23 protein-coding genes are annotated in these 24,626 nt (G+C 56.1%); 14 read left to right on the plus strand and 9 right to left on the minus strand.

Going from position 1 to position 24,626, the window contains the following annotated elements; genetic code table 11:
* Positions 1-159: 159 nt before the first annotated feature.
* The gene (locus PHD76_06115) at positions 160-1,038 is read left to right on the plus strand and encodes a sugar nucleotide-binding protein (GenBank protein MDD5261407.1); all 879 of its coding nucleotides are present in this window, start codon (positions 160-162) and stop codon (positions 1,036-1,038) included.
* Positions 1,039-1,312: 274 nt separating this feature from the next.
* Here the strand turns inward: PHD76_06115 and PHD76_06120 are convergent, their stop codons facing one another.
* Positions 1,313-2,620: a hypothetical protein gene (locus PHD76_06120; protein ID MDD5261408.1), complete on the minus strand. Its 1,308-nt coding sequence runs from the start codon at positions 2,618-2,620 to the stop codon at positions 1,313-1,315.
* 402 nt (positions 2,621-3,022) lie between these two features.
* On the opposite strand from PHD76_06120, the gene PHD76_06125 reads away from it, so the two are divergent.
* Complete coding sequence (locus PHD76_06125) at positions 3,023-3,904, plus strand: polyprenyl synthetase family protein (protein MDD5261409.1); 882 nt, start codon at positions 3,023-3,025, stop codon at positions 3,902-3,904.
* A 254-nt stretch (positions 3,905-4,158) separates the two neighbouring features.
* Here PHD76_06125 and lpxB read toward each other — a convergent pair whose 3' ends face one another.
* From lpxB to lpxI, 3 genes are all read right to left on the minus strand, one after another.
* Positions 4,159-5,304: a lipid-A-disaccharide synthase gene (gene lpxB / locus PHD76_06130; protein ID MDD5261410.1), complete on the minus strand. Its 1,146-nt coding sequence runs from the start codon at positions 5,302-5,304 to the stop codon at positions 4,159-4,161.
* A 65-nt stretch (positions 5,305-5,369) separates the two neighbouring features.
* Entirely contained in the window at positions 5,370-6,308 is a 939-nt protein-coding gene (locus PHD76_06135) for a Gfo/Idh/MocA family oxidoreductase (GenBank protein MDD5261411.1), read from the minus strand.
* A 4-nt stretch (positions 6,309-6,312) separates the two neighbouring features.
* Positions 6,313-7,119: a UDP-2,3-diacylglucosamine diphosphatase LpxI gene (gene lpxI, locus PHD76_06140; GenBank protein MDD5261412.1), complete on the minus strand. Its 807-nt coding sequence runs from the start codon at positions 7,117-7,119 to the stop codon at positions 6,313-6,315.
* A gap of 182 nt (positions 7,120-7,301) precedes the next feature.
* On the opposite strand from lpxI, the gene nusA reads away from it, so the two are divergent.
* The 6 genes from nusA to PHD76_06170 all read left to right on the plus strand — a co-directional run bounded on the left by nusA (position 7,302) and on the right by PHD76_06170 (position 12,492).
* On the plus strand, positions 7,302-8,558 hold the full coding sequence (nusA, locus tag PHD76_06145) for a transcription termination factor NusA (GenBank protein ID MDD5261413.1): 1,257 nt from the start codon (positions 7,302-7,304) through the stop codon (positions 8,556-8,558).
* Between the two features lie 23 nt (positions 8,559-8,581).
* Positions 8,582-10,660, plus strand: a complete 2,079-nt coding sequence (gene infB / locus PHD76_06150) for a translation initiation factor IF-2 (protein ID MDD5261414.1) — start codon at positions 8,582-8,584, stop codon at positions 10,658-10,660.
* A gap of 43 nt (positions 10,661-10,703) precedes the next feature.
* Complete coding sequence (gene rbfA / locus PHD76_06155; GenBank protein ID MDD5261415.1) at positions 10,704-11,063, plus strand: 30S ribosome-binding factor RbfA; 360 nt, start codon at positions 10,704-10,706, stop codon at positions 11,061-11,063.
* A gap of 44 nt (positions 11,064-11,107) precedes the next feature.
* Positions 11,108-11,368, plus strand: coding sequence for a type II toxin-antitoxin system RelB/DinJ family antitoxin (locus tag PHD76_06160; protein MDD5261416.1), 261 nt, complete (start codon positions 11,108-11,110; stop codon positions 11,366-11,368).
* Entirely contained in the window at positions 11,365-11,640 is a 276-nt protein-coding gene (locus tag PHD76_06165; GenBank protein MDD5261417.1) for a type II toxin-antitoxin system YafQ family toxin, read from the plus strand. Before PHD76_06160 ends, PHD76_06165 begins: the two co-directional genes overlap by 4 nt.
* Before the next feature lie 126 nt (positions 11,641-11,766).
* Positions 11,767-12,492 carry a methyltransferase domain-containing protein gene (locus PHD76_06170; protein ID MDD5261418.1) on the plus strand — a complete coding sequence of 242 codons (726 nt, stop codon included), beginning with the start codon at positions 11,767-11,769 and terminating at the stop codon, positions 12,490-12,492.
* A 19-nt stretch (positions 12,493-12,511) separates the two neighbouring features.
* On the opposite strand, the gene PHD76_06175 is transcribed toward PHD76_06170, so the two are convergent.
* Entirely contained in the window at positions 12,512-12,763 is a 252-nt protein-coding gene (locus PHD76_06175; protein MDD5261419.1) for a hypothetical protein, read from the minus strand.
* 16 nt (positions 12,764-12,779) lie between these two features.
* Here PHD76_06175 and PHD76_06180 point away from each other — a divergent pair, with 16 nt between their 5' ends.
* The 3 genes from PHD76_06180 to PHD76_06190 are packed head-to-tail and all read left to right on the plus strand — an operon-like array spanning position 12,780 to position 15,528.
* A complete protein-coding gene (locus tag PHD76_06180) occupies positions 12,780-13,226 on the plus strand; it encodes an SRPBCC family protein (protein ID MDD5261420.1) in 447 nt (148 codons plus the stop codon).
* The gene (locus PHD76_06185) at positions 13,223-14,458 is read left to right on the plus strand and encodes a beta-ketoacyl-[acyl-carrier-protein] synthase family protein (GenBank protein ID MDD5261421.1); all 1,236 of its coding nucleotides are present in this window, start codon (positions 13,223-13,225) and stop codon (positions 14,456-14,458) included. The genes PHD76_06180 and PHD76_06185 overlap by 4 nt, the downstream gene beginning before the upstream one ends.
* A complete protein-coding gene (locus PHD76_06190; protein MDD5261422.1) occupies positions 14,455-15,528 on the plus strand; it encodes an NAD(P)/FAD-dependent oxidoreductase in 1,074 nt (357 codons plus the stop codon). Before PHD76_06185 ends, PHD76_06190 begins: the two co-directional genes overlap by 4 nt.
* A gap of 377 nt (positions 15,529-15,905) precedes the next feature.
* On the opposite strand, the gene PHD76_06195 is transcribed toward PHD76_06190, so the two are convergent.
* Positions 15,906-17,543, minus strand: a complete 1,638-nt coding sequence (locus tag PHD76_06195; GenBank protein ID MDD5261423.1) for an NAD+ synthase — start codon at positions 17,541-17,543, stop codon at positions 15,906-15,908.
* Positions 17,544-17,732: 189 nt separating this feature from the next.
* On the opposite strand from PHD76_06195, the gene hpnH reads away from it, so the two are divergent.
* The gene (gene hpnH / locus PHD76_06200) at positions 17,733-18,743 is read left to right on the plus strand and encodes an adenosyl-hopene transferase HpnH (protein MDD5261424.1); all 1,011 of its coding nucleotides are present in this window, start codon (positions 17,733-17,735) and stop codon (positions 18,741-18,743) included.
* A gap of 43 nt (positions 18,744-18,786) precedes the next feature.
* Positions 18,787-19,182 carry a hypothetical protein gene (locus PHD76_06205; protein ID MDD5261425.1) on the plus strand — a complete coding sequence of 132 codons (396 nt, stop codon included), beginning with the start codon at positions 18,787-18,789 and terminating at the stop codon, positions 19,180-19,182.
* Positions 19,183-19,220: 38 nt separating this feature from the next.
* Here PHD76_06205 and glgA read toward each other — a convergent pair whose 3' ends face one another.
* On the minus strand, positions 19,221-20,753 hold the full coding sequence (glgA, locus tag PHD76_06210) for a glycogen synthase GlgA (protein MDD5261426.1): 1,533 nt from the start codon (positions 20,751-20,753) through the stop codon (positions 19,221-19,223).
* Between the two features lie 127 nt (positions 20,754-20,880).
* On the opposite strand from glgA, the gene PHD76_06215 reads away from it, so the two are divergent.
* On the plus strand, positions 20,881-22,074 hold the full coding sequence (locus PHD76_06215; GenBank protein MDD5261427.1) for a FecR family protein: 1,194 nt from the start codon (positions 20,881-20,883) through the stop codon (positions 22,072-22,074).
* Positions 22,075-22,318: 244 nt separating this feature from the next.
* Here the strand turns inward: PHD76_06215 and PHD76_06220 are convergent, their stop codons facing one another.
* On the minus strand, positions 22,319-22,990 hold the full coding sequence (locus PHD76_06220; GenBank protein MDD5261428.1) for a hemolysin III family protein: 672 nt from the start codon (positions 22,988-22,990) through the stop codon (positions 22,319-22,321).
* Positions 22,987-24,588 (minus strand): response regulator, encoded by a 1,602-nt coding sequence (locus tag PHD76_06225; GenBank protein MDD5261429.1) that lies wholly within the window; start codon positions 24,586-24,588, stop codon positions 22,987-22,989. Before PHD76_06225 ends, PHD76_06220 begins: the two co-directional genes overlap by 4 nt.
* Positions 24,589-24,626 lie beyond the last annotated feature (38 nt).

Consider the following 24,626-nt stretch of genomic DNA (forward strand, 5'->3'; position numbering starts at 1 on the left):
GGGTTCGAATCCCGTTGGTCGCCCATTTTTACGAACCCGCCTCATTTTGTTGGCTGCCCCGACATTCGTCGGGGGGCCGACTCCTTGTCGGCCTTGCGGGTTCGAATCCCGTTGGTCGCCCATTTTAAGATTTGCATATCTTGACCCTTGCAGGCCAAGATGAACCGCATGTTCCTTGTAATCGGCAGCAGCGGGTATGTGGGTTCGGCATTCCGCCGCTATCTCGGAACCAACAACCTTCCCCACACCTGCCTGTCCTTAAAAAATCCCAGCCGTCCGCACCGGGAAGTTCTCACAGAAGCCTTGAAAAACTGCCGGCCGGACTTTGTAATCAGCGCCGCCGGTTATGTCGGAACTCCCAATGTCGATGCCACTGAAACCCACAAGTTAGAATGCCTGGATGCCAACATCTCCATTCCTGTGTTGATCGCGGATGTCTGCCGGGAACATGGTGTACCCTTCGGGCATGTTTCCACCGGATGCGTCTATTCGGGCTCCAAACCGGGAGGTGCCGGCTTCAACGAAGACGATCCGCCCAACTTCGATTTCCGCCACAATAACTCGGGCTTTTACAGCGGATGCAAAGCCTTGGCTGAAGAAATGCTCGCGGAATACCCCGCCGTTTATATTTGGCGGCTCAGATATCCCTACAGCGCATTCAACCACCCCAAAAACTACCTCTCGAAATTGTTGCGCTACTCAACCCTCGTCGAGGCCAGAAATTCCATATCCGAAATCGAGGAATTCGCCGCCGCTTGCGTCCAGTGCCACCTGAAAAAAATCCCGTTTGGGAAATATAACATCACCAATCCGGGCTCTGTGACCACACGGGAAGTCGTGGCTCTCCTTCAAAAATACAACATGGCGCCGGGAAAAGAGTTCCGTTTTTTTGCCGACGAAGCCGAGTTCCTCAGAACTGCCGCAAAAGTACCGCGCGCAAATTGCGTTCTCGATTCCAGTCGGATCACCGGCAGGGGAATCCATCTGACCGAAGTTCATGAAGCCATCGAGTCCTGCCTGAAAAACTGGCGGGCATGATTTTAAGGCCAAGGCGCGGAAAAAACACTTTTTTACAGGAAGATCGCAAAGCAACGCGAAGAAAAATATTTTAAACCACGAATGAACGCTGATTAACACCGATGGGAACTGCTGGCGGGAAGCCGGGAAGGCTGGGCCGCGAAAATGCTTTGTATCCGCGTTTATCCTTGTCCACCTGCTCGCGACGGATGTCGGAGTCCGCGGTTCGATCCGGGTTTTAAGTCTTAAGTTTCTGAATTCCGCATTCTGAATTCTTCATTTTCCCCCGCGTTCCCTACGGCTGCTCGGCGGAGGTCGCCGTCTTCTGCCGGCCGGGCCTCAGCATCGTCCTGGAATTTTCAAGACTGACAATCATCTCCCGGTAATCGGCATACTCCGACTCGCCCGTGTCCACCGGATAATTCACCATGACATAGTCCAGATAATCGCGAACCTGTCGCATATACCCCCCGATTCCCTTCTGCATCGCGTCCGCCCGTTCGATGGCCTTCCGGTAGCCGCGCAGGTCCGGCTGCAGCCAGGCCGTTACGGCCGCCCGATACATTTCAATGACCGGCACCCACGCCGCGTGGGCCTTGGTCTCCAATAGCGTCAATTCTTCCAGCTTCCTGCTCAGCGGTTCGGTCGAAACCACCTGGGAAGGCTCCGGCAGGTTCGAGATCGACAAAATCCGGCTTTCCTTTTCATCTTTGGCTGTCAAACCCACCTGCAACGCCTCCGTCAACGCGGCCACCGTCGCATCCCAATCATAAAACCAAAAGGAACGCTTGGCGGTACCATCGGATTCCTTCCACCAGGCTTCGTTGCGTTGGTTGGGATCCAGAAACGGCTTCGATATGTTTTTGGCGTCCGAAGTCAGCCAGAGAACCAGCGTTTGCTTGTCAGCCGCCGCCATGGTCAAAGATCGGACCAGCCCATAGGCAAATGCCTGCTGCCAGCGCGCCTCCAGGGAATTGTCACTGAGTTCGCTCCATTCCTGAACCGTTTTAAGCGGAGGCATGCGGTCAAGACGCTGGTAGCGCCGTACAATCGCGTCGAATGTCTCCTCCCGCGACTTGAGCGCCAACTGGGTCAGCCCCTCGCTCAACCAAAGCGGGGGTTCCGGAACGGCCTGAAGGTCCGCGGGCAGTTTCCCTTGAAATTCAAGCGACTGGAGATAACAAATCATGCAACTGCGGTAGATTTGCTCCCGCTGCGCCTGCAAAGGCCCCTGCGTGGAAATACGAAAACGAAGATCGCCCACATCCAACCCCATTCTTCGGGGGAAGGAATCAAAGGCATCCGGTTTGTATTTTTGCGGGGCATCGCTCCACTCCAGGACCAATTTGAAGTTCTCCAGCTTGGGCAACCCCAGGCGCTCCAAAAAAACCGCATAAGAGCTTTCCGCCATTTGCAACAGGTCCGCTGCCGCGGATGAATCCACACTCCGGGCTTCAATCGGATAATCGCCGCTGGGTTGGACATAAACCTTGCGTGGCTGGGGCCTGGTCTCGGCCTCAAGATTGCAACCCGCGCACAGGAACAGGCACCCCGACAACAAAATAGCCGGCCAAACCCAACCGCGTGAAAAAGTCGCCTTCATGAATGTGCATCCACTCTGCCAGCCGAATTGCCAAGATCAAGAAACCTCGAAAAAGCCACGGAACAAGGGTTTACAGTAAGATCGCGAAGAACGTAAAAGAAGGCTGAAATCAAACTGTTTTAACAACGAGAGCACAGAGGTTCAGGAGAGGTTTATGAATCTCAAACAAACTCCGTGACCTCTTTGTGAAAAAACTTCTGTTCCATTTTTGCGTCTTTAGCGGGCAAACCTGTTCGAGTCTTGGATTTTAAATCTTCGGTTCTCCATCCGCGTGAATCCGTGTTTATCCGTGGTTCTACCTGAGTTTCAGGAGGCTTTATCTGCGCTTATCTGAGTCATCTGCGGTTAAAAACCCTGATATCAGGCTTGCCATCACGGGAGCCTTCCTTAAAACATTTTGCCGTGGATATTCATCATTATTGGCAACAGCGTCAGGCAACTTTTGAAAAGGCCCTCCACGCGGCCCTCCCGCCCGCAAGCACCAAACCCGCAACAATTCACAAAGCCATGCGCTACAGCCTTTTTGCCGGCGGCAAACGCCTGCGCCCGATCCTCTGCCTCGCCGCTGCGGAATCCGTCGGGGGCAAAGTCCAGGCCGCCATGCCCCTGGCCTGCGCGCTGGAATGCATCCATACCTATTCCTTGATCCATGATGACCTGCCCTCCATGGACGACGACGATTTGCGCCGCGGCAAGCCGACCTCGCACAAGGTTTTCGGCGAGGGCGTGGCCGTGCTTGCCGGGGATGCCCTGTTGACCCACGCCTTTGAGCTGGCCGCGCGCGTGCCGGGTTGGCCGCGTTATTCCGTGGCCGCTGTGGTAAGTGAACTGGCCCGCGCCTCCGGCAGCAAAGCGCTCATCGCAGGACAAGTGGCTGATTTGGAATGCGAAGGCAAAAAAATCAGCCCGGCTGAACTGGCCTACATCCACCGGAACAAAACAGCAGCCCTCATTTCCGCTTCCATCCGCCTCGGCGCCATGTCGGGCAATGCAAGCTCCGCCGATTTAAAAACCCTCACCCGCTTCGGAGAAGCACTCGGCCTTGCCTTCCAGGTCATCGACGACATTCTCGACATCACGCAGACCAGCGAACAACTGGGCAAAAGCGCGGGCAAGGATCTGAAGGCGCAAAAAGCCACCTATCCGGCCATTCTCGGAATGGAGAAGGCCCAAAAGGAAGCCAAACGCCTGACCCGCCTGGCACAAAGCACCATCAAATCGATGGGCCCCAAAGCCGCCCCGCTGCAGGCAATTGCGGAATATCTTCTAAGCCGGAAGAATTAATTTACACAGACGGCAAGCAACAAAAATTTAACGCAACTCCGACATCCGTCGCGAGCATGAGAGCATAAGACGCCAAGCCGCAGAAAAAGGCAAAACAACATTCTTTGGCTTAAAACAAGCGCCATTTTGCCACCGTTGGGTGCGCATTTGGAACAACCACAAAAACAAAGGGGGTTTTTAATTTAGTTTCCCCTGCGCCTTACGCCCTTTGCGATTTGCGTTAAACCTTGTTGTTCTCGTCCTCTGGATTCCGCTCACGTTGGCGGGATGATTTTTTCGATCTCCTGCACCGCACGCTGATTCGCGCCGGGGCCGCCGAGTTTTGCCACCACAAGCTTGAGGTCTTCCTTCATGCGCGCAGCCAGCTCGGGCCTCGACAGCAGTTGCCTGCCCGCCTCCGCAAGAATTTCCGGATCGGCCCGGTCCTGCAGGAATTCAGGAACCACTTTGCGTTCCGCGATCAAATTGACAATGCTGATGGCGTCGAGTTTGACGAGCCTTCGACCCACCGAGTATGTGAGCGGGTGCGTCTTATAAACCACTATCATGGGAATGCCGGCAAGGGCGCATTCCAACGTGGCCGTACCCGATGCAACCAGGGCCAGATCCGAGCGGCTGAGCTGCGTGAGCTGGTAGCCGCATTGGATTTCCACGTTCAGGCCGCGGGCAGAAGTGGAATCGATGATCCGTTCCATCAGGCCCCGCGTTTCCGCATCCGTGGCCAGAATCAAAAATTTTAAATCGCCCACGACTTGAGCCAGCTTCAGCGCGGTCCGGAGCAGGATCGGCAGATGGATTTTGATTTCGCGCTCACGGCTGCCCGGCATGAGCACGACTTTGCGCCGCCCATCCGGATTCGCTCCAGCGGATTTCACAACGCGCCAGCGGTCCATGACCGGATGACCGACCCAGACGGTTTTTAAATCCGGAACATGTTTCTGGAACCAATCCTTCTCAAACGGGAAAATCACGAGCAACAAGTCCAGAATTTCCTGCATCCGCCGCGCGCGGCCGGCTTTCCAGGCCCAAACCTGCGGGCTGATGTAATAAATCTGCTTGGTTTCGGGCATTTGGCGCCGCACGGCCTCAGCCAGCCTCAGATTGAAACCCGGGAAATCCACCAGAATCAGAGCGTCCGGGCCCAGTTGTTTGAGGTCATCCAGGATTTTCCGGAAGAACCCGCGGAACTTCCAATAGTGCAGCAAGACATCTGTCAGGCCGACCACCGCATGCTGGGCCATGTCAAAAAGCTGTTCCTGGCCCGCGGCCTTGAGATGGCGTCCGCCCACGCCGCAAAACAGCGCATCGGGATAGCTTTTCCTGAGCTCCTTCAACAGCTCCGCCGCATGGCGGTCTCCGCTGGCCTCGCCCGCCACAATGTAAAATAATTTTTTGGCCACAAGCTTGGTTTAAAAACGGCTTTTAAATAAATACAGTTTCCAACATCCGGTCAGTCCAGGCGGCATCAGGCCAGGGCGGGAACGATGCTCTGGCTTTCAATCAACTCGACCACGCGGGCCGCCAGCTTGAGCGCTTCAGTCGCATGATCGCCTGAAACCACCGGGGCCGAGCGGGTCGCCACGCAATGCACAAAGGATTCAAGTTGCCGCTTGAGCGGCTCGTCCTTCGCCACCGGAATGCGTTCGCGCGTGATCTGGCCGCCGTGCTTCCGGTAAATCTCACCCTCCTGTTTCTGATAATCAAGCGACAAATAAGCATCGTCCTGAAAAACCCGGATCTTGCGCATTTTGTCCGGGCTGATCCGGCTGGTCGTGATGTTCGCCACACAGCCGTTCTCAAAGCGGATGCGCGCATTGGCGATATCCTCGGCCTTGCTCAACACCGGCACCCCGACCGCATCAACCGACGCCACCGGCGACCGGACAATATGCAAAATAATCTCAAGGTCATGAATCATCAAATCCATCACCACGCCGATATCCGTGCTGCGGCCCGGATAGGGTGAAAGTCGATGGGCTTCGATAAATCGGGGGTGCGTCAACCGTTCCTCCAATGCTTTCAAAACCGGATTGAACCGTTCGATATGGCCGACTTGCAGTACGAGGTTGTTTTGCCGGGCCAGTTCCACAAGGCGGGTGGCTTCCGCGGTCGTGTTGGTAATCGGTTTTTCCAGCAACAGATGGCGCCCCTTGCCCAGGAACGCCTGCGCCAATTCAAAATGAGAACTCGTCGGGGTGGCAATCGAAGCCGCCTCCACTTCGCCGATCATCTCTTCCAGAGAACCAAAAAGTTTGCAGCCATGGTGCTGGGCGATCTTGCGCCCGGTTTCGCGGTCCGCGTCATAGACCCCCACCAGTTCCGCCGACGGCAATGCGGAATAAATCCGCGCATGTTCCCGGCCCATATGACCGACTCCCGCAACACCCACTTTGATTTTTGACATAAACTTATGACTCTTTCGCCCAGACCGTGATTCGATGATGGGAAGCTAGCTGTCTAAGTTCATCAGCCCCCAAGAGCAATGTTTTTCTTGCCTCAACCGCAATACAGGAAACCCCACACTCTGCCGCGATTTTCACGGTATCAGGCCCGATCACCGGCACGTCAAAGCGCATATCCTGCCTGGGTTTCGACACCTTGATCAAAATCGAATCCCCCTGTCCGATGCCACCACCCCGGCGAAGCGTGGCATTGGTTCCGTCATATCCCTCGACGGCCAGAACGGTGCCTTTTTTGACCACCACGGACTGGCCGATGTTCATCCGGCTGATTTCCCTGGCCAGCGGCCAGCCAAATTCCACGTCTTTCAACTGGCTCTTCGACAGCTTAGGGCCCGCAACCAGACCCGGCGCGGCAAGAAAATCCTCCATAAATGTGGTCGCAGGCAACAGTTTGATTCCGGCTTTTTCCAAAGCGTCCGCCACCGCGCCAAAAAGCGACTCGGCATTGCGCTCCTTAAGCCGGGCCAGCAGAACCACCGCCTTCAAATCCGGTCTCAGGTCAAAAAGCCGGCCCGGCGTGATTTGTCCGGCCATGATCGCCCGGTCCACTTTTGCGTCCTTGAAAAAACGCAGCAGTTTGCCCAACTGCCCGACGCGCATCCAGCAATGCGCTTCCGCCGCCGAGGCAAGCTCCGGGTCTGTTTCCCCCTCAAAAGCCGCCACGGCAATCCGGGAAACGCCCTGCCTGCGGGCCTGTTCCAGCACCAGCCGGGGATAAGTCCCTTTGCCTGCGATCAATCCTAATGCGCCCATAAAATGTCCGTTCGTCACAATCTTTGTAAGTGGCTTAAATTCAATACTTGACCCTATCCGCAATTCACCTAACCTCCTAGGAGGTTTACAAGCGGGAAAGCTTGAGTGGGAACCAGAAAGGTTTCCACTTTTTTTTTCCTGTAAAGACTATTGATAACATTCATTTTAAGCAGAATACGAGCATGAGCCAGGAATTTTTAGCCGTCCTTGAGTACATGGAAAAGGAGAAGGGCATCGACCGCAAGCAAATGATGCTGGCAATCGAGCAGGCCCTTCTGTCCGCGTCGAGAAAAAGTTTTGGCACCGCCAAGGACTTACGCTTCCAAATGGACCCCAAAACCGGTCAAATCCGGGCCTTCGCCACCATGAAGGTGGTCGAGCGCTCCACCAAGCCCTACGAGGAGATCTCCCTCACCAAGGCCCGCCAGAAAAACAGCAGCATCCACCTCGGCGAAGAGATGGAAGTTGAAGTCACCCCCTCCGATTTCGGGCGCATTGCCGCCCAGGTCTTCAAACAGACCATCAACCAAAGCATCCGCAGCATCGAAAAAACGATGATCTTTGACGAATTCAAAGACCGCGTGGGAGACGTCGTCACCGGCGTCGTCCGGCGCTTCGAACGTTCGGATGTCCTGATCGACCTCGGTAAATTCGAGGCGGTGATGCCCTCCAAAGAACGCGTTCCCACCGAGGAGTATTCGCCCAACGAGCGCATCCGCGCGCTGGTCCTGGCCGTCGAGAGCACCCCCCGCGGCCCGCAAATCATCCTCTCCCGCAGCCATCCGAATTTCGTCCGCCGCCTGTTTGAACTGGAAGTCAACGAATTGCATGACGGCACGGTGGAGATCAAGGGCCTGGCCCGCGAGGCCGGTTACCGCACCAAAATCGCGGTCTGGTCCAAGGATGAAAAAATCGATCCGGTCGGCGCCTGTGTCGGCCTCCGCGGCGCGCGCGTGAAAAACATCGTCCGCGAACTCAACAACGAAAAGATCGACCTCTTTCGCTGGTCCGACAACATCCGGGACCTCGTCATTGAGGCCCTCAAACCCGCCAAGCTCAAGAGCATTGAAGTCGATGCGGAGAACAAACGCATCAAAGCGCTTGTGGATGAGGAAAATCTTTCCCTCGCCATCGGACGCCGCGGCCAGAACGCGCGCCTCACCGCGAAGCTGACAGGCTGGGAAGTTGACATCTCGAAGGAAGAAATCGTTGTCAAAAGCTTTGAAAACAAAATCGAGGAAGCCACGCAAAAACTCATGACGGCCCTCGAGACCGACCACGAAACAGCCGCGCAAGTCGTGAAATGGTTCCCGAGCGTGGAAGTTTTGGCGGAGGCGGAAGAGTCTGACTTGAAAGAAGCCATCCCCGATCTGCCGGAAGAAACGATTCAAAAGATCCTGGCAAAGGCCAGGCAATCAATGGGAGGCGCCGTTTCTTGAGCGACACGGCCCAATTATCCACTATGGCTTCCGACGCAACAAAAAAAACCGGGGCGCCCGCCGCAAAAGGCAAAGCCAAAAAAACAGCCACTGACACTCCGGTTGAAGAAGCCGCCTCTGCGCCTAAAAAGGCGGCAGCCAAAAAAACAGGCGAGGCCAAAGCCGCGCCAAAAGCAGCCAAGCCAAAAGCGAAGAAGAGCGAGGAAACCACCGCCGCTCCCGCTGCCGAGGGCACTGAAGCCCCTGCGCTTGTCGAAATAAAGGCCGCACCCAACTTGGCAAAAGAGGAAGCTTCCGCGCCCGCTTCCAATGTCATTACCATGAAGCCTCCTGTCATAGCAAAAGAACTTGCTATGAAACTCGGCCTCAAGCCGTTCCAGATCGTCCACGCCCTGATGGAAATGGGCATCTTTGGCGCCCTCACCACGCCCATCGACGAGCCCACGGCCAAGAAAATTTGCGAAAGCCGCGGGTTCCAGTTCGAACTGGAACGCCGCAAGGAAGGACAGGGCGTCCATAAACCCGAACCTGTCGTTGTCGAAGTCCCGCCGCCGCCCGTCGAAACCGGTAACCTGACCCCCGTCCGCCCGCCTGTCATCACGTTCATGGGGCATGTGGATCACGGAAAAACCTCCCTGCTCGACGCGATCCGCAAAACCCGTGTGGCCGCCGGTGAAGCCGGAGGAATCACCCAGCACATCGGCGCCTATCATATCGAGCGCAACGGCCACAAAATCACCTTCCTGGACACCCCCGGCCACGAGGCCTTCACCGCCATGCGCGCCCGAGGAACAAATGCGACGGACATCGCCGTCATTGTGGTGGCTGCGGACGACGGCCTCATGCCGACCACTCTGGAAGCCATTTCACACGCCAAGGCGGCCCTGGCCGCGCATCCGCATCATTTTGCCATCATGGTCGCCATCAATAAAATCGACCTGCCTGGCGCCAATATCGACCGCGTCAAAGGCCAGTTGCAGGAGCAAGGCTTGGTCCCGGAAGACTGGGGGGGAACCACCATCTGCTGCGCGGTTTCGGCCACCAAGGGCACCGGCATGGACAAGCTTTTGGAAAACATGCTGCTGCAGGCCGAGGTTTTGGAATTGCGGGCCGACACCGAATGCCCCGCGCGCGGTGTGGTCATTGAAAGCCAGATCGAGGTCGGACGCGGCCCGAACGCAACCCTCATCGTCCAACACGGCACACTCCGTGTCGGCGACGCCTTCATCAGCGGGCCTTTCTGGGGCAAAGTCAAAGCCTTGATTGACGACAGCGGACGCAGCCTCAAGGAGGCGGGTCCTTCAATCCCTGTCAAAGTGCTGGGCTTCAACGGCAATCCCTCCCCCGGCGAGGAGTTCACCGTCATGCGCAACGATCGCGAGGCGCGCCAGGTCGCGGAAGAGCGTTCCGATTCCAACCGCATGGACAAGCTGGCGCCCAGCCGCCCTGTCACCCTCGAAAACCTTTTCGATTCCATCGCCGACGGCCAGAAAAAAACCCTCAATCTGATTCTCAAAACCGATGTCCAGGGTTCGCTCGAAGCCATCATCGAGGCCCTGAAAAAAGTACCCAACGACAAGGTCGATATCAATTTTGTGCTCAGCGCCATCGGCCCGATCTCGATCAACGACGTGCTCTTGGCCAGGGCCTCCCAGGCCGTCATCATCGGATTTGGAACCAAGACCGACAATGCCGCCGCCACTGCCGCCAAACGCGAACAGGTCCAGATCAAGCTCTTCAGCGTCATTTACGAGTTGATCGACCAGGTGAAGGAAGCCATGGCCGGCATGCTGGATCCCGAACTACGCGAAAGCCAGGTCGGCAAGGCCACGGTTAAAAAAGTTTTCACCCTGTCCAAGTATCCCGTGGCCGGCTGCCTTGTGGATTCCGGACGCATCGCAAGAAACGGCCACGCGCGCGTGGTCCGCAAAAACCAGCCCATTTACGACGGCACCATCCAGACCCTCAAACGTTTCCAGGACGACGCCAGCGAAGTCCGCGCGGGAATGGAATGCGGCATCCGCCTCGGGAATTTCGACGACTACATGGAAAACGACACGATCGAATGTTATGTTTTGGAAAAAATCCCGCAGTCGCTGTGACGAACTCCAATCGTGTTGAGCCCCCTGTGTTATATTCCAGTTTATGGCAACGCGCCGCACCATCCGACTCTCCGCGCTCGTCCAGTCCGAACTGGGCCGTCTGGCGGCGCGTGAAAAATCGCTCGACGGCGAATTACTGACATTCACCGCCGTCGAAGTCGCCCCCGATCTGCACAACGCCTTCATTTACGTCAGTTCCCTGAATCCAAACCTGGACGAAGAGAACCTGCTCAAAAAACTGTTCCGTCTGGCGCCCGAATGGCAGCACGAAATCGGTTCCCGCCTCAAAATCAAATACACCCCAAGGCTGAATTTTCGTTATTCGGAGCACATCAAACGCGGCGACCGCGTGATGGAAATCCTCCATGAACTGGAGGAGGATAAACCCGAGGAACCCGTTTGAATAAGCTTCTTGTATTGTAGCTACAATGGGGCTACATTTATCTCATGAGTAAAACCGCCACCATACGAGCCCGAATCGAGCCCGGCTTAAAAAATGAGGTGGAACACATCCTCGCCGACATTGGCCTGACTGCCTCGGAAACAATCCATTTGCTTTACCGGCAGATTAAATTGCGCCAAGGGCTGCCTTTTGAAGTCGCCATTCCAAATCATCTGACAGCCCAAACCCTGCGCGACAGCAAAGCTGGCAGGAATGTAAAACATTTTGGAAACAAAAAGGAACTCTATAACGATTTGGGTCTGTGAGAACTTTCAGCCGCGCAAGCCAGTTTAAGAAAGATGTCAAACGGGCTGGGAAACGCGGCGAAGACCTTTCAAAACTCCGCTTTCTCATGGATTTGCTTATCGAAGGCAAACCACTGCCCCAGGAATTTAAAGACCATCCGTTGCGCGGCAATTTCTCTGGAAGCCGCGATTGTCATATCAACCCGGACTGGGTTTTGATTTATACCTTCACACAAATGGGTTCGCACGTCTGCTTCGAACGAACCGGCACACACAGTGACCTGTTCCGCTGATCGCATGCCGAAGTTCACTCGCGGTGCCTATCCGAGTTCGCGGCAGACTCCGGGTTAAATTTGTGCCTATAACCGGGCTGCTTTGTGTTGTGAAATCCACCGGGAACACATAAATTCACCCCCATAATGCCCTGCCGCCGCCATTTCAACCTCAGCGAACGGGAACTCATGGACGACCCCGCCGTGGATACTTCCGCGCTGGCCGCAGGTCTTGAAAACCTGACAACCATCAATCACTATTTTGGCGGCCATGTGGTTTGCGACCTGATCCTCGAACACATCGCATCCGGCACTCGAGAACCGGCACTCAAAAACCGGGAACTCATGTGGCTGGATTGCGCCACGGGCGCGGGCGATCTTCCCGTCTATTTCTCAGCAAAAACAGGCCCATCCGCACGCTTTGTCCTGCTCGACCTGCATGCCGGCACGCTCCAAATTTCAAAACAAAGGGCTCCGACCACCGGATTCCACGGCTCCTGGTTGCAAGGCAACATGCTCAAACTCCCGTTCGGAGACGGCAGCTTCGACATCGTAACCTGCCAACTGGCCCTCCACCATTTCAGCGAACCCGATGCCATCCGGATTTTGCAGGAGCTCCGCCGCGTCAGCCGCCACTGGGTGTTCGTCAGCGATCTTACCCGCTCCCCCCTCGCCCGGGTGGTGGTCTGGTTCCTGGTCCAGTTCTGGCTGCGGGATCCCATGACACGTTACGATGCCAGACTCTCCATCCGCCACGCCTACACCCCTGCCGAATTTCAGTCGCTGGCCCGGGAGGCAGGCTGGGAAAAATTCCATCATAAGGCCTTGCCGTTATGGTTCCGGCAATTACTCTGGCTGGACAAGACACCCTAGCCTGCTTATCTCACACATGTCATGAAAATTCCCCACTGGTCCTTTCACCCGTCGATGGAAGGAAATGCACAGGGGGATAAGCAGGCTGTTGCAAAACCGCTTCAAAATAAGGAAGTTCCATTTCAAAAAGAATTTTCAATTCAAGCGGTTTTGCTTGTAGCCCGGATCTTGTCATCGCGTCATTTTGCCCGGCCTTTTGACAAAACACTCCGCAAGGGTTTGCAGAAGCGCGTGAGGCATCCGGGCTAGTTCCGCAAAATTTCCAAGCCATATCCGCTCACACATTTATGCATTCCGAGCTGAGCATTCTGATCCGTGCCCCTCGCACCGAAATTTTCCGTACCGCCGCAAATCTCGAACGCTGGCCGGAGTTCCTGCCCCATTATATCCGCAATCACTTCACTTCAGGCTCTGCCTATGATGGAATTGTGGACATGTCCTGCCACCGTCCGCCGTGGGTGTTGAAATGGACCTCCCAATTCCGCGCAGACCCGGAGAAATTTGAATTGCACTTCCACCACCTGCGTCCAACCACCCGCGGCATGATCGTGATCTGGACCATGGAAGAAACTCCGGGCGGCGTTGAAGTCAAGATCACCCATGATTTTACGCTCAAATGGCCTCTCATCGGAGCTCTCGTGGCCAACTGGATTATCGGGCGATACCTGATCGATTCCGTCGCCACCCGCACCTTGCGGCATCTCAAACAAACTGTCGAAAGCCGGACGAAATGAAGCGCCGCGTCGTCGTTACAGGCCTGGGAATCGTCTCCGCCGCCGGCAATTCAGTGCCCGCCTTTTGGAAATTTATCCGGGACGGGCGCTGCGGCATACGCCGCCTCAGCCATTTTAACGAAAAACGTTTCACCTCGCAGAATGCCGCCGAGGTTTCGGACTTTCGCCTGAACCCACCCCTGCCCCCGCTTCATGTCAAACGGCTGGACCGTTACGCCGAATTTGTACTCGAAGCCGCCTGGCAGGCCCTGCAGCACTCGCAATTGGAATTGTCCACGGCGCGGCAACGGGATGATGTCGGCATTTCCTTCGGCACCGCGCTGGGCGGCCTTTGCAATGCGGAACCGGAAATGCGCACCCTGCTGGAAAGCAACAAAAACAGCATATCGCCCTACCTGGCCCTGCAGGTTTTTGGCGGCGCGGCGCACAGCAACATCGCCATCGCCTTCGGCGCCCGCGGTTATGCCACGACCAATTCCAACAGTTGCGCCTCTGGAACCGTCGCAATCGGCGAAGGCCTGCGCGCCATCCGGGACGGCCTCGCCGACGTGATGATCACCGGCGGCGCGGAAGCCCCGCTTTATCCGCTGACCTATGGCGCATTCGACGTCATCCGGGCCATGAGCCGCCAGGACGATCCCTCCCTTGCCTGTCGCCCGTTTGACGCCAACCGGGACGGCTTTGTCATGGGCGAAGGCTCGGCTGCTTTGATTCTGGAAGAACTCAACCACGCCTTGCGGCGGGGAGCGCTTCCCCTGGCGGAAGTTTGCGGATACAGCCTGAACAACGACGCCCACCACATGACCCAATCACGGCCTGACCTCGCCTGCACCACACGCGCCATGCAGGACGCCCTCCGCGATGCGAATGTCGGACCGGAACAAATCGACCTGATCAACGCGCACGGATCGGGAACAAAGCTCAACGACGAAAACGAGGCCCGCTCCATTGCCGCCGTGTTTGGGGCCAGGAAAGTCCGGGTTCACGCCACGAAGGGATACTACGGGCATCCCTTGGGGGCCAGCGGCGCCATCGAAGGGCTCCTGGCGACCCTCATGCTGCAGGAAGGCTGGGTCCCCCACACCCTGGGCTGCAACAACCCGGAATATCCGGATTGGATCGATTTGCTCTGCGAAAAAGGATGTACACAACCGGTAGGTAGTATAGTATCGAACTCATTCGGATTTGGCGGTATCAATTCCTGCCTGGTCTTCAAAAAATTCGTGAAGTGAAAAAGTACGATGCGATAGTAGTCGGAGCCGGGCCTGCCGGCAGCCTGTTTTCGTATTTGACGGCCAAGGCCGGCCTTCACACCTTGCTGATCGATAAAGCCGTTTTCCCGCGCTCCAAGGTGTGCGGCGACTGCCTGAATCCCCGTTGCTGGAACATTTGGGAGCGTCAGGGACTGGCCGACTCGTTCCGCACACTGCCCCATTCGGTCATCAAATCGTTTTCGCTCTCGTTTGAAAATAATCCGCCATCCCGGTTCCCGCTGCCGGACGGCATCGGAGAGCTGCGTGCGGTGACCCGTGAGGTATTGGACGAATGGCTGCGGCAGCAGGCCATCGAGGCCGGGGCGGAATGCCTGACCGGCATCCGGGGCCAGTCGATTGATTACAGCCAGAGGCTGATGACGGACGCCGGGGAATTCCAGGGCAAGGTGCTCATTGGAGCGGACGGACGCACCTCCTGGGTGGCGCGCATGGGCGGTTTCCCCTCGATGGCCTTCAAATGCCGCCGCATCGCCTGGCAAACGACACTGCCGGGGGATGCGACGGATGAATCCATTCACATGAAATTTTTCCGGGAAGGGTACTTTGGCTTGGTGCGTTATTCGCCTCAATATGCCAATCTTTGCATGACTTTGTCCGGGCGGCGCACCGGCGCCACGCCGCAGAAAATCATGAACCGCCTTTTCCCGGGGCACGAACATCTGACCTGGCACAGCACCTATCCCATCAGCCGCCAGCCGAGAGTGCCGGCCCGGGACAACATTTTGTTGCTCGGCGATGCGGCCCGGGTCGTGGAACCCTTCACGGGCGAAGGCATTTACCTTGCGCTGCGGACGGCGGAGATTGCCGCCCAGCTCGTGATCGACACCTACCGCAAGGGCGGCTGGAGCACCCTGGACCGTCATTATATCCAGGAACATGCCAGGCTTTATCAGGGCATGAGCTTTCATAACAACCTCACGCGCTTTCTCGGAAAACATCCCCGGACCGGGATGCTGACCGCAAAATCCCTCACACAAGTCCCCACGGTCTTCCGCGCCCTTGCGTCCTCGTTTTTTAAGAAGCAGTAAGGCAAAACAAGGTTCACCGCAGTCGCCGAGAACGCAGAGCGGAAAAATATTTTCGGATTGGCACCATCTGTATTTATCCCCCTGAAAAGAGGGAAGACAAGGGGGTTTGTGTTTGGATGAATGCAACTCCGACAGGCGTCGCGAGTAAAAAGCGCTGGATCACCATGTGACAAATTTGGACTGCGGCGGCACGACGCCGCTTTCCCTGCGGGCGACATGTTCTTAATGCAAAGCGTCCGCCGCGGCGACCGCTTCGGGGTGTCTGGTCTTCCGGGCCGTGCCGATCCAATCTTCCCAAGTCTTAAATGGGACGACACGGCGGTCGTCCCTCCATCTCCGTTTTGACGTCTGCGGTGAACCGTTTTCTTGCGTCGGCGTCAAGGATGCCGGAATCCCTGAGCAATCGGCATCCGGCGGCCGATGCCGAAAGCCTTCGTCGTCACTTTCAAGCCCGGCGCCGCCTGCCGGCGCTTGTATTCGTTCTGGTCGAATTTTTTAATCAAGTCCCGCACCACGTTCTCCTCAAAACCCGCCGCCATGATCTGTGACACGGTCCGGCCTTTCAGCACATACAAATCCAAAATGCCGTCCAGAATTTCATAGGGCGGGAGGGAATCCTGGTCGGTTTGATGGGGCCGCAATTCCGCGCTGGGCGCCTTTTCAATCGATGACCGCGGAATAATCTCCTGGTGCCGGTTGATCCAGCGGGCCAGTTGATAGACCTGGGTCTTGGATACGTCGCTGAGCACGCCCAGGCTGCCGCACATGTCGCCATACAGCGTGCAATAACCCGAGGCCAACTCGGATTTGTTGCCGGTCGTCAGCACCAACCTCCCCGTCTTGTTGGAAATGGCCATCAGGGTCACGCCTCGGATCCGGGCCTGCAGATTTTCCAGGGTCAGGTCCGGCCCGTCGCTTTCCTGCACAAACGGCCCCAGTTGTTTCAACAACGCCTGGTAGGAGTCGTCGATCCGCAGCGTTTTCCATTCAATTTCCAAAATTTTAGCCAGGGCTTCGGCGTCCGTGATGCTGCCCTGGCTGGAATAGCGCCCCGGCATCAGCACCCCCAGCACATTGTCGGGCCCGAGCGCCTCCACGGCAATCACCGTCGTCAAGGCCGAATCTATCCCGCCGCTCAACCCAATCGCCACCTTGCCGAAACCGCATTTCCGGACATAATCGCGCGTACCCAGGGAAAGCGCGGAAAAAAGCAGTTCCTCCTCGCAGGGCCAGGCGGGGTCGCATTCCTCGCCCTCCGTGTCCAGCACGAGGATTTGTTCCTCAAACGAGCGTCCGCGCGCGATGAGCCTGCCCTTGCTGTTGAACGCCATGCTGTGGCCGTCGAAAATCAGCTCGTCGTTCCCGCCCACCACGTTGACCTGCACCAGAGGCAGCTTTTCCGTCTCCGCCACCTTTTGCAGCATGGCATAACGCAGCATCTCCTTGTTCTGGGTCCAGGGCGAGGCGGAAATGTTGACCAGCAGATCGATCCCCTTCCCGGCCAGTTCGCGGACCGGATCGACTTGATACAGCCGCTCGCGCCAGAAATCAGCGTCATTCCAGATGTCTTCACAAATCGTTATCCCTATCTTTTTCCCGTTCCACTCAAACGGAATGCAGGCCGTGCCCGGCTCAAAATACCGGTCCTCATCGAAGACGTCGTACGTCGGCAGCAGGCATTTGTGGATCAGGTGCCGGATTTCACCCTCCTGGAAGAAAGCGCCGGAGTTCCGCAACGGCTTGCCGGGGCGGGTTTCATTGCGCGTCAAAATCCCGCAGATCAGCGGCACCTCTCCAACCCATGACGCGAGCTTGGCGTTGGTCACATCGTTGGCTCTTAGGAAATCTTCATGCACGAGAAGATCCCGCGGCGGGTAGCCTGTTAAAAACAGCTCGGGTGCCAACACCAAATCGACTTCCTTCAGAACCGCCTTTTGATACGCCTCCCGTACTTTCTGAAGGTTCCCCTCAAAATCACCGACGGTGGCGTTCAACTGAAGACAGGCTATTTTCATGACATCCCGCAGCCATTTTGCTTCTCTCTGCGCCGGAAGCAAGAACCTGTTTTAAAAAAATCACGTACCCGCCTGCTGTAAAGGGCTTTGCATTAGTTTTCCTAAACAAAATCCGCCGTGTATTAGTTTTAATCTCTTTATCAACGCTGCATTGACAGGATCGATGCCTGCTATATTGTTTCGCAAATTATGGCAGTTCCCATCTCTCAGGCATGGACCGTTGCGAGTTACGTCATCGGACAAAAACTCAAGGGCAACAAACATTATCCGCTGGTTCTCATGCTCGAACCCCTCTTCCGCTGCAACCTGTCCTGCGCAGGCTGCGGTAAAATCCAATACCCCGATCACATCCTCAACAAACGCCTGACCCCCGAGCAATGCTGGGCCGCTACGGAAGAATGCGGCGCCCCGATGGTCAGCATCCCCGGCGGCGAGCCCCTGATCCACCCGGAGATCGGCGAAATTGTCCAGGGCTTGGTTGAACGCAAAAAATACATCTACCTCTGCACCAACGCCCTCCTGCTGAAGCGCAAGCTCGATCTCTTCAAGCCCAGCAAATACCTGACATTCAGCATCCACATGGACGGCTTGAAAGACGAACACGATGTCGCAGTCTGCCGCGACGGCACCTATGATGTCGCTGTCGAAGCCATCGTTGAAGCGGTCAAGCGCGGTTTCCGCGTCACCACCAACACGACGCTTTTTGACGGGACCGAACCCGCCCGTGTGCGCGAGTTTTTTGATGAAATGATGAAGCTCAAGGTCGAAGGCATGATGGTCTCGCCCGGTTACAGCTATCAAAAAGCCCCCGACCAGGAGCACTTCCTGCACCGTTCAAAAACCAAGAAGCTCTTCCAGGAAATCCTCAAGAACCGCAAAAAATCCTGGCACTTCAATCTTTCACCCAATTTCCTGGAATTCCTCCAGGGCAATGTCGATTACGACTGTACGCCTTGGGGCAATCCCACCTACAACATCTTCGGCTGGCAGAAACCCTGCTACCTTTTGCAGGACGGCTATGTGCCCACCTTCAAACAGTTGATCGAGGAAACCGAGTGGGAAAAATACGGGCAAAAGAGCGGTGAAGCGCGCTGCAAGGATTGCATGGTGCATTGCGGCTATGAAGCCTCATCGGTGGACGATACTTTCGGCTCGCTGCCCGGCTTTCTCCGCACGGTCAAGGCCACCTTGGCCGCCTGATCCCCGCACCGTAACCGCCAGTTTTCTCCATTGATTATTGCTTATGCCGCAGTCTGAAAAAAATCACGCCGCTTCCGGAAACACCCGCCTGGAAGGCAAAGAATTTCATCCCGCCACCCGCGCGGAACTCGAAGAAGCCCTGCGCCTGGCTTTTGATTACCGGGGCGACACCACCCTGCAATTGAAGGATGGAAGCACGGTCGAGGGCTACCTCTACAACGTCGATCCCAAAAACGGCCTGGCCCACATCTTTGTCAAGGAAGCCAAGGATTCGGTTCCCAAGGCCGTGAGCTACGACACGGTCAAAGGCGTCCTGTTCACCGGGGACGACAAAGCCTTCGGCAAATCCTGGGACGATTGGTCGGCCAAAAGCGCCAAGCAGCGCGAAGAAGAAGCCGAGCGCGCCCGCCGTCTGGCCGCCCAGCTCGGTCATCTGTGATTATTTCAGATTTGAGATTTCAAATCTCAAATCCGCCACTATCCCAGACTCTCCAGCATGGGATTGAGCGCTAGTCTCGGTTTTCCACTGGCAACGCCTTCAGCCTCCAGCAGCTTGCGCCGGTTTTCAATGGCCTGCCGGTACACCTTGAGATATTCCCCGGCCGGTTTTTCCCAGGAAAAATCCTGTTCCATTGCCTGCCGCATCAAACGCGCTATCCTGTCGGGCCGGGCGTTCCACGTTTCCAGGGCGCGGCGCAACACCGCCTCCAACGCTTCCGGCGCGGGATCGTCAAACGCAAAACCCGTTCCCAGCCGCGTTTCAGGATCGTAGTCTTCCACCGTGTCCCGCAGGCCGCCGGTCGAACGCACTATCGGCAGGGTGCCGTAGCGCATCGCATAAATCTGGGTCAGCCCGCAGGGTTCATACAGCGACGGCACCAGGAAAAAATCGCTTCCCGCCGTGATCCAATGGCTCAGCTCGTTGGAAAAACCGATAAAGGCCCCCGCCCTGCCCGGAAAACGCAGCGGCAACTTCTGAAAATAATCTTCCAGGCCGGCATCGCCCGAACCCAGGACAACAAGTTGAAATGGCAGCGAAGCCAGCAAGCGGTCCAGGACGGCAACGGCCAGATGCAGCCCCTTCTGCTCGACAAAGCGCGACACCACCCCGACGACGGGGCTGTCGTCCTCATCCAACCCAAAACGTTCTTTGAGCCGGCGGCGGCACTCGGCCTTGCCTGACAAGTCATGAATGGAAAAATTCTCCGGAATCAGACGGTCGGACTCCGGGCTCCAATGCGAGTAGTCCGCGCCGTTCAGGATGCCGGAAAAATCCGCCCGGCGGCGGTTCAAATACGGCGCCAGCCCGCGCCCGCCTTCGGGACTGAGGATTTCCTCCGCATGCGCGGGCGAAACTGTCGTGATCGCATCGGCAAAGTACACGCCCATTTTTAAAAAATTCACCCGGCCATGGTCTTCGCACACGTCCGGCACAAACCACTGCTTCCCGAGGCCGAGAAAAGGCATGACATCCGCGGGATAAACGCCCTGGTAACCAATGTTATGGATGGTCAGCACGGTGGCAGTCGCGGCAAGCGGGGAAAGCACCCGGTCCCAAGTCTTCAAATAAGCCGCCACCGGGCTGCCTGGCCAGTCATGCGCATGCATCACATCCGGCAGGAAATCCCGGTCCTTGCAGACCTGCAGGACAGCTTTGGAAAAAAATGCGAAGCGAAAGGCATTGTCGCCGTACTCCCGGTTGTTTTCATTGTAAATCCCGGGCCTGCCAAAAAATTCTCCATGCTCCAAGAACCAGATTGGAATCAGGTTGTCCAGCAAGCCCTCATAAACTCCAGCCCAAAGCTCCTGACGTCCGCCCAGATGGACGCAAACCGGGCCCATGAATTTTAACGCCGTTGTTTTAGGGTCGATCTGCCCATAGAGCGGCATCACAATCCTCACATCGTGCCCTTCCGAGCGGAGCTGTTTGGCCAGGCCGGAAACCACATCCCCCAAGCCGCCGACCTTTGCCAGCGGGGCGCATTCCGAAGCGATAAATAAAATTTTCAACGGCGGGGTTGTATCATAAAATCATGGATTGGCAAAACCGAAGCTTAAATACAAGGCTTGACTGGACATAGTGACAAGCGCTATGTTTTATAATGTAAATCAAGCTTGGCTTTTTAGGTATATTTTTATGAAATCCATTCATTATTTGCTTCTGGCAGGCGCACTTGCATTTGCCTGTTCCAACGCATTCTCAGCAACCCAGTTACACATCAACGGCCTCCAGGAACTTGAGATCGCCAATCAGGACGGCAAACTGATCAACAGCCTCACAAGCGGAAGCATCAGCCAGCTTATTAAGTCCGATAATCAGGCCTTCAAGGTTTCTTACGGCAAAGACCTCAAAGGCCGCCAAACTGTTATTCTGTATCCGGACCCTGCCAAGCCTCAATCCATTTCAGTCAATTTCATGGGACAGGACATTAATCTATCCCCTGATTCTGTTCTGACCATTGTCATCGACAAGTCCGCCACCATTTTTCAAGCCGGTATTCTCGGTACAATCAGTGTCGGCGGGCAAACAGTGGCCTCGGGCACAAGCGTACAATTGCAAAACGGAGCTGTAGTCAGCGCTTCCACCGCTGCTCCTGCTCCTGAGCCTCCGTCCGCACCGCCATCGCTTGCGCCGAAAATAACCAAAATTGCCAACCAAGAAGCTCCGCCTGCCCCCGTCGCCGCGGGAAATTTCACCGGACCGACAGTTCTGTCCGTGCAAGGTGATGCGTTTATTGCGCCTCCGGGGAAAGACGTTGTGCAAGTGGTCAATGAATCCGCCATCCCTCCCCGCATCAGCAAGGGCGCCCAATTGACGCCCGGCAATACGATTCAAACAGGCCCTAACAGCACGGTTATCATCACGCCCTTCCCGGGAACACAAGCCACCATCCAACCCAACACAACCGTCACACTGGACCAAATGGCCTACACACCGGGCGCTTCGGTGGAACGAAAATTCCACGCCAATTTGAAATCCGGATCGGTTTTTTCAAACATCAACGGCTTCAAACCCGGCAGCACGTCTTATGAAATTGAGACGCCTTTCGGCGTTGCGGCTGCCCGCGGCACCATTTTCAATGTGACCTACGATGGCATAAAGTTCAAAATCGAAGTGGTCGATGGCCATGTCCGCGTCACCAACGAGACTACGGGCAAAACCTATGATATTACCGTCAATACCGGCGAAATGGCCGTCATTACCAAGGACATTGCGGACGGTAAGGATCCTGCCACAGTAACAGCCAACTTGGAGCGCGTTCTGGATTCCTTCCAAACCCTTTTTGCTCCGCGCTTGAACGATCTGCCCATTACGCCCACCACCCCCTAACCTGCATATTCCATACTCATTTTGATCATCGGATCGTTGGCGCCGTGCCACAACAGTGGGAAGACTTACGCAGTACCTATGCAGGTTATTACAAAACCGCCTCAAAATTAAGGCGGTCCCAATTCAAAAAAATCCCATCCAGGCGGTTTTGTTTTTAACCCGGATGTGAATTCGCTACTGATTCTGCCCGGACTTTTGGCTGGACACTATGCGGGGGTTTTCAGAAGCGTATGAACCATCCGGGTTAACAGCAATACAGGTAAATAGCCGTGAAATGGCAGCCCGTGCCCGCCATCACGAAAAGGTGCCAGATAAAATGGCTGTAGCGGAGGCGCTCTGCCGCGTAAAATACCACCCCGCCCGTGTAAGCGAGCCCACCGGCCACCAGCAAAATCAGGCCCGGCGCCGGCAAATGCAGCCAAAGAGGCCGGATGGCAATCACGATCAACCATCCCATGGCCAGATAGAGCGAGTTTGACAGGATTCCATGTCGGAGCCCGCCCGCCAATTTGGCTATCATGCCAAAAATCGCCAATCCCCAGACAATTCCGAACAGTGTCCAGCCCCACGCGCCGCGCAATACGCCAAATGTAAACGGAGTGTAGGAACCTGCAATCAAGAGAAAAATCGCCGCATGGTCGAGCAGTTGAAAGGCGCTTTTCCACACGCTCTTCGGCAGGGCATGATAAAACATCGAGACGAAATACAACAGCAGCACGGAGATGGAAAAAATTGAGGCCCCGGCCACCGATAATACGCTGCCATGCCGCGCAGAGGCCAAAATGAGAAACGGAGCGGCAGCGGCGGCCGCAAAAAATCCAATGCCATGGCTGACACTGTTGGCGATCTCCTCTCCAATCGTCTGCCCGGGCCGGGGTGTCGCAGCCGTCCGTCCCATGCTCGTGGGATGATTCATAAAACGCGGCTCAGAACCTCGCGCAAACGGTCGCGGTTAAACGGCTTGGCTATGACGGCGGTAAACCCGAACGGCTGGGGGTCCATCATGGCCGGTTGGTCGGTATAACCGCTGGATGCAATGGCGAGCACTTCAGGATCAATCTGGCGCAGACTGTGAATGACCTCCGCCCCTCCCATGCCGTTAGGCACCATCAGATCCAGAATCACAGCATTGAATTTTTGCCCCATCGCGATTGCCTCTTCATAAATGCGGATGGCTTCTCCTCCGTCCTTCGCCGTCATCACTTGATACCCCAATTGCTTGAGCATCGTGCCAATAAAATTGCGCACAAGCTCTTCGTCGTCCATCAGCAGGATGCGCTTTTCCCTGCCGGCGGCTTGCGGCGCGGCAACAGTCTCCCTTGCCTGCACAGGCCCGTGCACAGGTATGTATATTTTAACCACGGTGCCGACGCGGGGTTTGGAGTCGATCAAAATGGTCCCTTTGTGCCGTGAGATGATCGACAAAGCGGTGGTCAGGCCCATGCCCTGGGCTTTTTCCTTTGTTGTAAAATAAGGTTCGAACGCCCGTGCGAGATGCTCCTGCTCAATCCCTTTGCCCTGGTCTCGAATCTCGATGTTGACGTATGCTCCCGGGGCCAGTTGTGGCGGGCGGTTTACCGAGTTGAGCGAAAAGGTGGCAACATCGGCCGTGATCCGAATGACCGAGCGGCTGGTGATGGATTCAACCGAATTCGTGAGGATATTTTTCAGCGCCTGGATAAAGCCCTGCTGTTCGACCAAAATACTGGGTATTCCGGGAGCAATGAAAAGATCGCAGCGGGCCAGCGTGTTGGCAAGCACGGCCTCCGAAATACCGCGAAGCAACGGCCCCACCATCAATTCCTTCTTTTCCACTTCATCCGTTTCGCCTCCCAACCCCATCAGGCGGTTCACCACCTGCTGGGCTTGCATGGCCGCAGTTTCCGCCTGCTCGAGGTCCGCTGCAAAATCACGCCCTTTCTGGGCTGAGTTCTTGCGCGCCTTGCGAATGTGCTCCACCACATTTTTCAGGATGCTGTCGAATTCATGCCCGACTCCCGTTGCCAGGTTTGAAACAGCCTCGATCTTTTTGGCTTTGATCAACTCCTCTTCCATTTTTTTCCGCATGGTAATGTCGCGCGATACCAGAACCAGGCACTCGACATCCCCTTTTTCATTCGCCACCACACGCGCCACCGATTCCAGCAGAACCCAGTCTCCCTTTGCATGGCGGATGCGGTACTCGATTTTCCGTCCCATCCCTGTGCGGATGGATTCCTCAAAAACCGATTGCACCATCGCCATGTCGTCCGGATGCACCTCGGCCAGGGAATAACTGCCCTCCATCGCTTCGGGATCGTAGCCCAGTGTTTTTTGATAGGCGGAATTGTTCCAGAGCCGCAGTCCGGTCGGGCTCACCACCGCGATCAGATCCGCAATATTGTCGGTGACCAGCTTGAAGAGGGTTTCGACCTTTTTGATTTCAAGCCGCTCGTCATGGAGTTGCTTGAGTTCGCGCAGAAGATGCGCAAGCTCTTCTTTGGACACAAAACCCGAATCCTCGGCTTCACCCATAAAATCATTAGACCTGTTACGGCCTGTTTGGGCCGTAC

The sequence above is a fragment of the Candidatus Methylacidiphilales bacterium genome (genome assembly GCA_028713655.1).
Classification (GTDB): Bacteria; Verrucomicrobiota; Verrucomicrobiia; order Methylacidiphilales; family JAAUTS01; genus JAQTNW01.

Excerpts from the sequence above, each read along its gene's own strand:
- hpnH (MDD5261424.1), top strand. The coding sequence starts at position 17,733 with ATGGCAGTTCCCATCTCTCAGGCATGGACCGTTGCGAGTTACGTCATC.
- PHD76_06120 (MDD5261408.1), bottom strand. The coding sequence starts at position 2,620 with ATGAAGGCGACTTTTTCACGCGGTTGGGTTTGGCCGGCTATTTTGTTG.
- PHD76_06225 (MDD5261429.1), bottom strand. The coding sequence starts at position 24,588 with ATGGGTGAAGCCGAGGATTCGGGTTTTGTGTCCAAAGAAGAGCTTGCG.
- PHD76_06220 (MDD5261428.1), bottom strand. The coding sequence starts at position 22,990 with ATGAATCATCCCACGAGCATGGGACGGACGGCTGCGACACCCCGGCCC.
- PHD76_06170 (MDD5261418.1), top strand. The coding sequence starts at position 11,767 with ATGCCCTGCCGCCGCCATTTCAACCTCAGCGAACGGGAACTCATGGAC.
- PHD76_06175 (MDD5261419.1), bottom strand. The coding sequence starts at position 12,763 with ATGGCTTGGAAATTTTGCGGAACTAGCCCGGATGCCTCACGCGCTTCT.
- PHD76_06180 (MDD5261420.1), top strand. The coding sequence starts at position 12,780 with ATGCATTCCGAGCTGAGCATTCTGATCCGTGCCCCTCGCACCGAAATT.
- PHD76_06160 (MDD5261416.1), top strand. The coding sequence starts at position 11,108 with ATGAGTAAAACCGCCACCATACGAGCCCGAATCGAGCCCGGCTTAAAA.
- nusA (MDD5261413.1), top strand. The coding sequence starts at position 7,302 with ATGAGCCAGGAATTTTTAGCCGTCCTTGAGTACATGGAAAAGGAGAAG.
- PHD76_06205 (MDD5261425.1), top strand. The coding sequence starts at position 18,787 with ATGCCGCAGTCTGAAAAAAATCACGCCGCTTCCGGAAACACCCGCCTG.
- PHD76_06115 (MDD5261407.1), top strand. The coding sequence starts at position 160 with ATGAACCGCATGTTCCTTGTAATCGGCAGCAGCGGGTATGTGGGTTCG.
- PHD76_06195 (MDD5261423.1), bottom strand. The coding sequence starts at position 17,543 with ATGAAAATAGCCTGTCTTCAGTTGAACGCCACCGTCGGTGATTTTGAG.
- PHD76_06185 (MDD5261421.1), top strand. The coding sequence starts at position 13,223 with ATGAAGCGCCGCGTCGTCGTTACAGGCCTGGGAATCGTCTCCGCCGCC.
- lpxI (MDD5261412.1), bottom strand. The coding sequence starts at position 7,119 with ATGGGCGCATTAGGATTGATCGCAGGCAAAGGGACTTATCCCCGGCTG.
- rbfA (MDD5261415.1), top strand. The coding sequence starts at position 10,704 with ATGGCAACGCGCCGCACCATCCGACTCTCCGCGCTCGTCCAGTCCGAA.
- infB (MDD5261414.1), top strand. The coding sequence starts at position 8,582 with ATGGCTTCCGACGCAACAAAAAAAACCGGGGCGCCCGCCGCAAAAGGC.
- PHD76_06135 (MDD5261411.1), bottom strand. The coding sequence starts at position 6,308 with ATGTCAAAAATCAAAGTGGGTGTTGCGGGAGTCGGTCATATGGGCCGG.
- PHD76_06215 (MDD5261427.1), top strand. The coding sequence starts at position 20,881 with ATGAAATCCATTCATTATTTGCTTCTGGCAGGCGCACTTGCATTTGCC.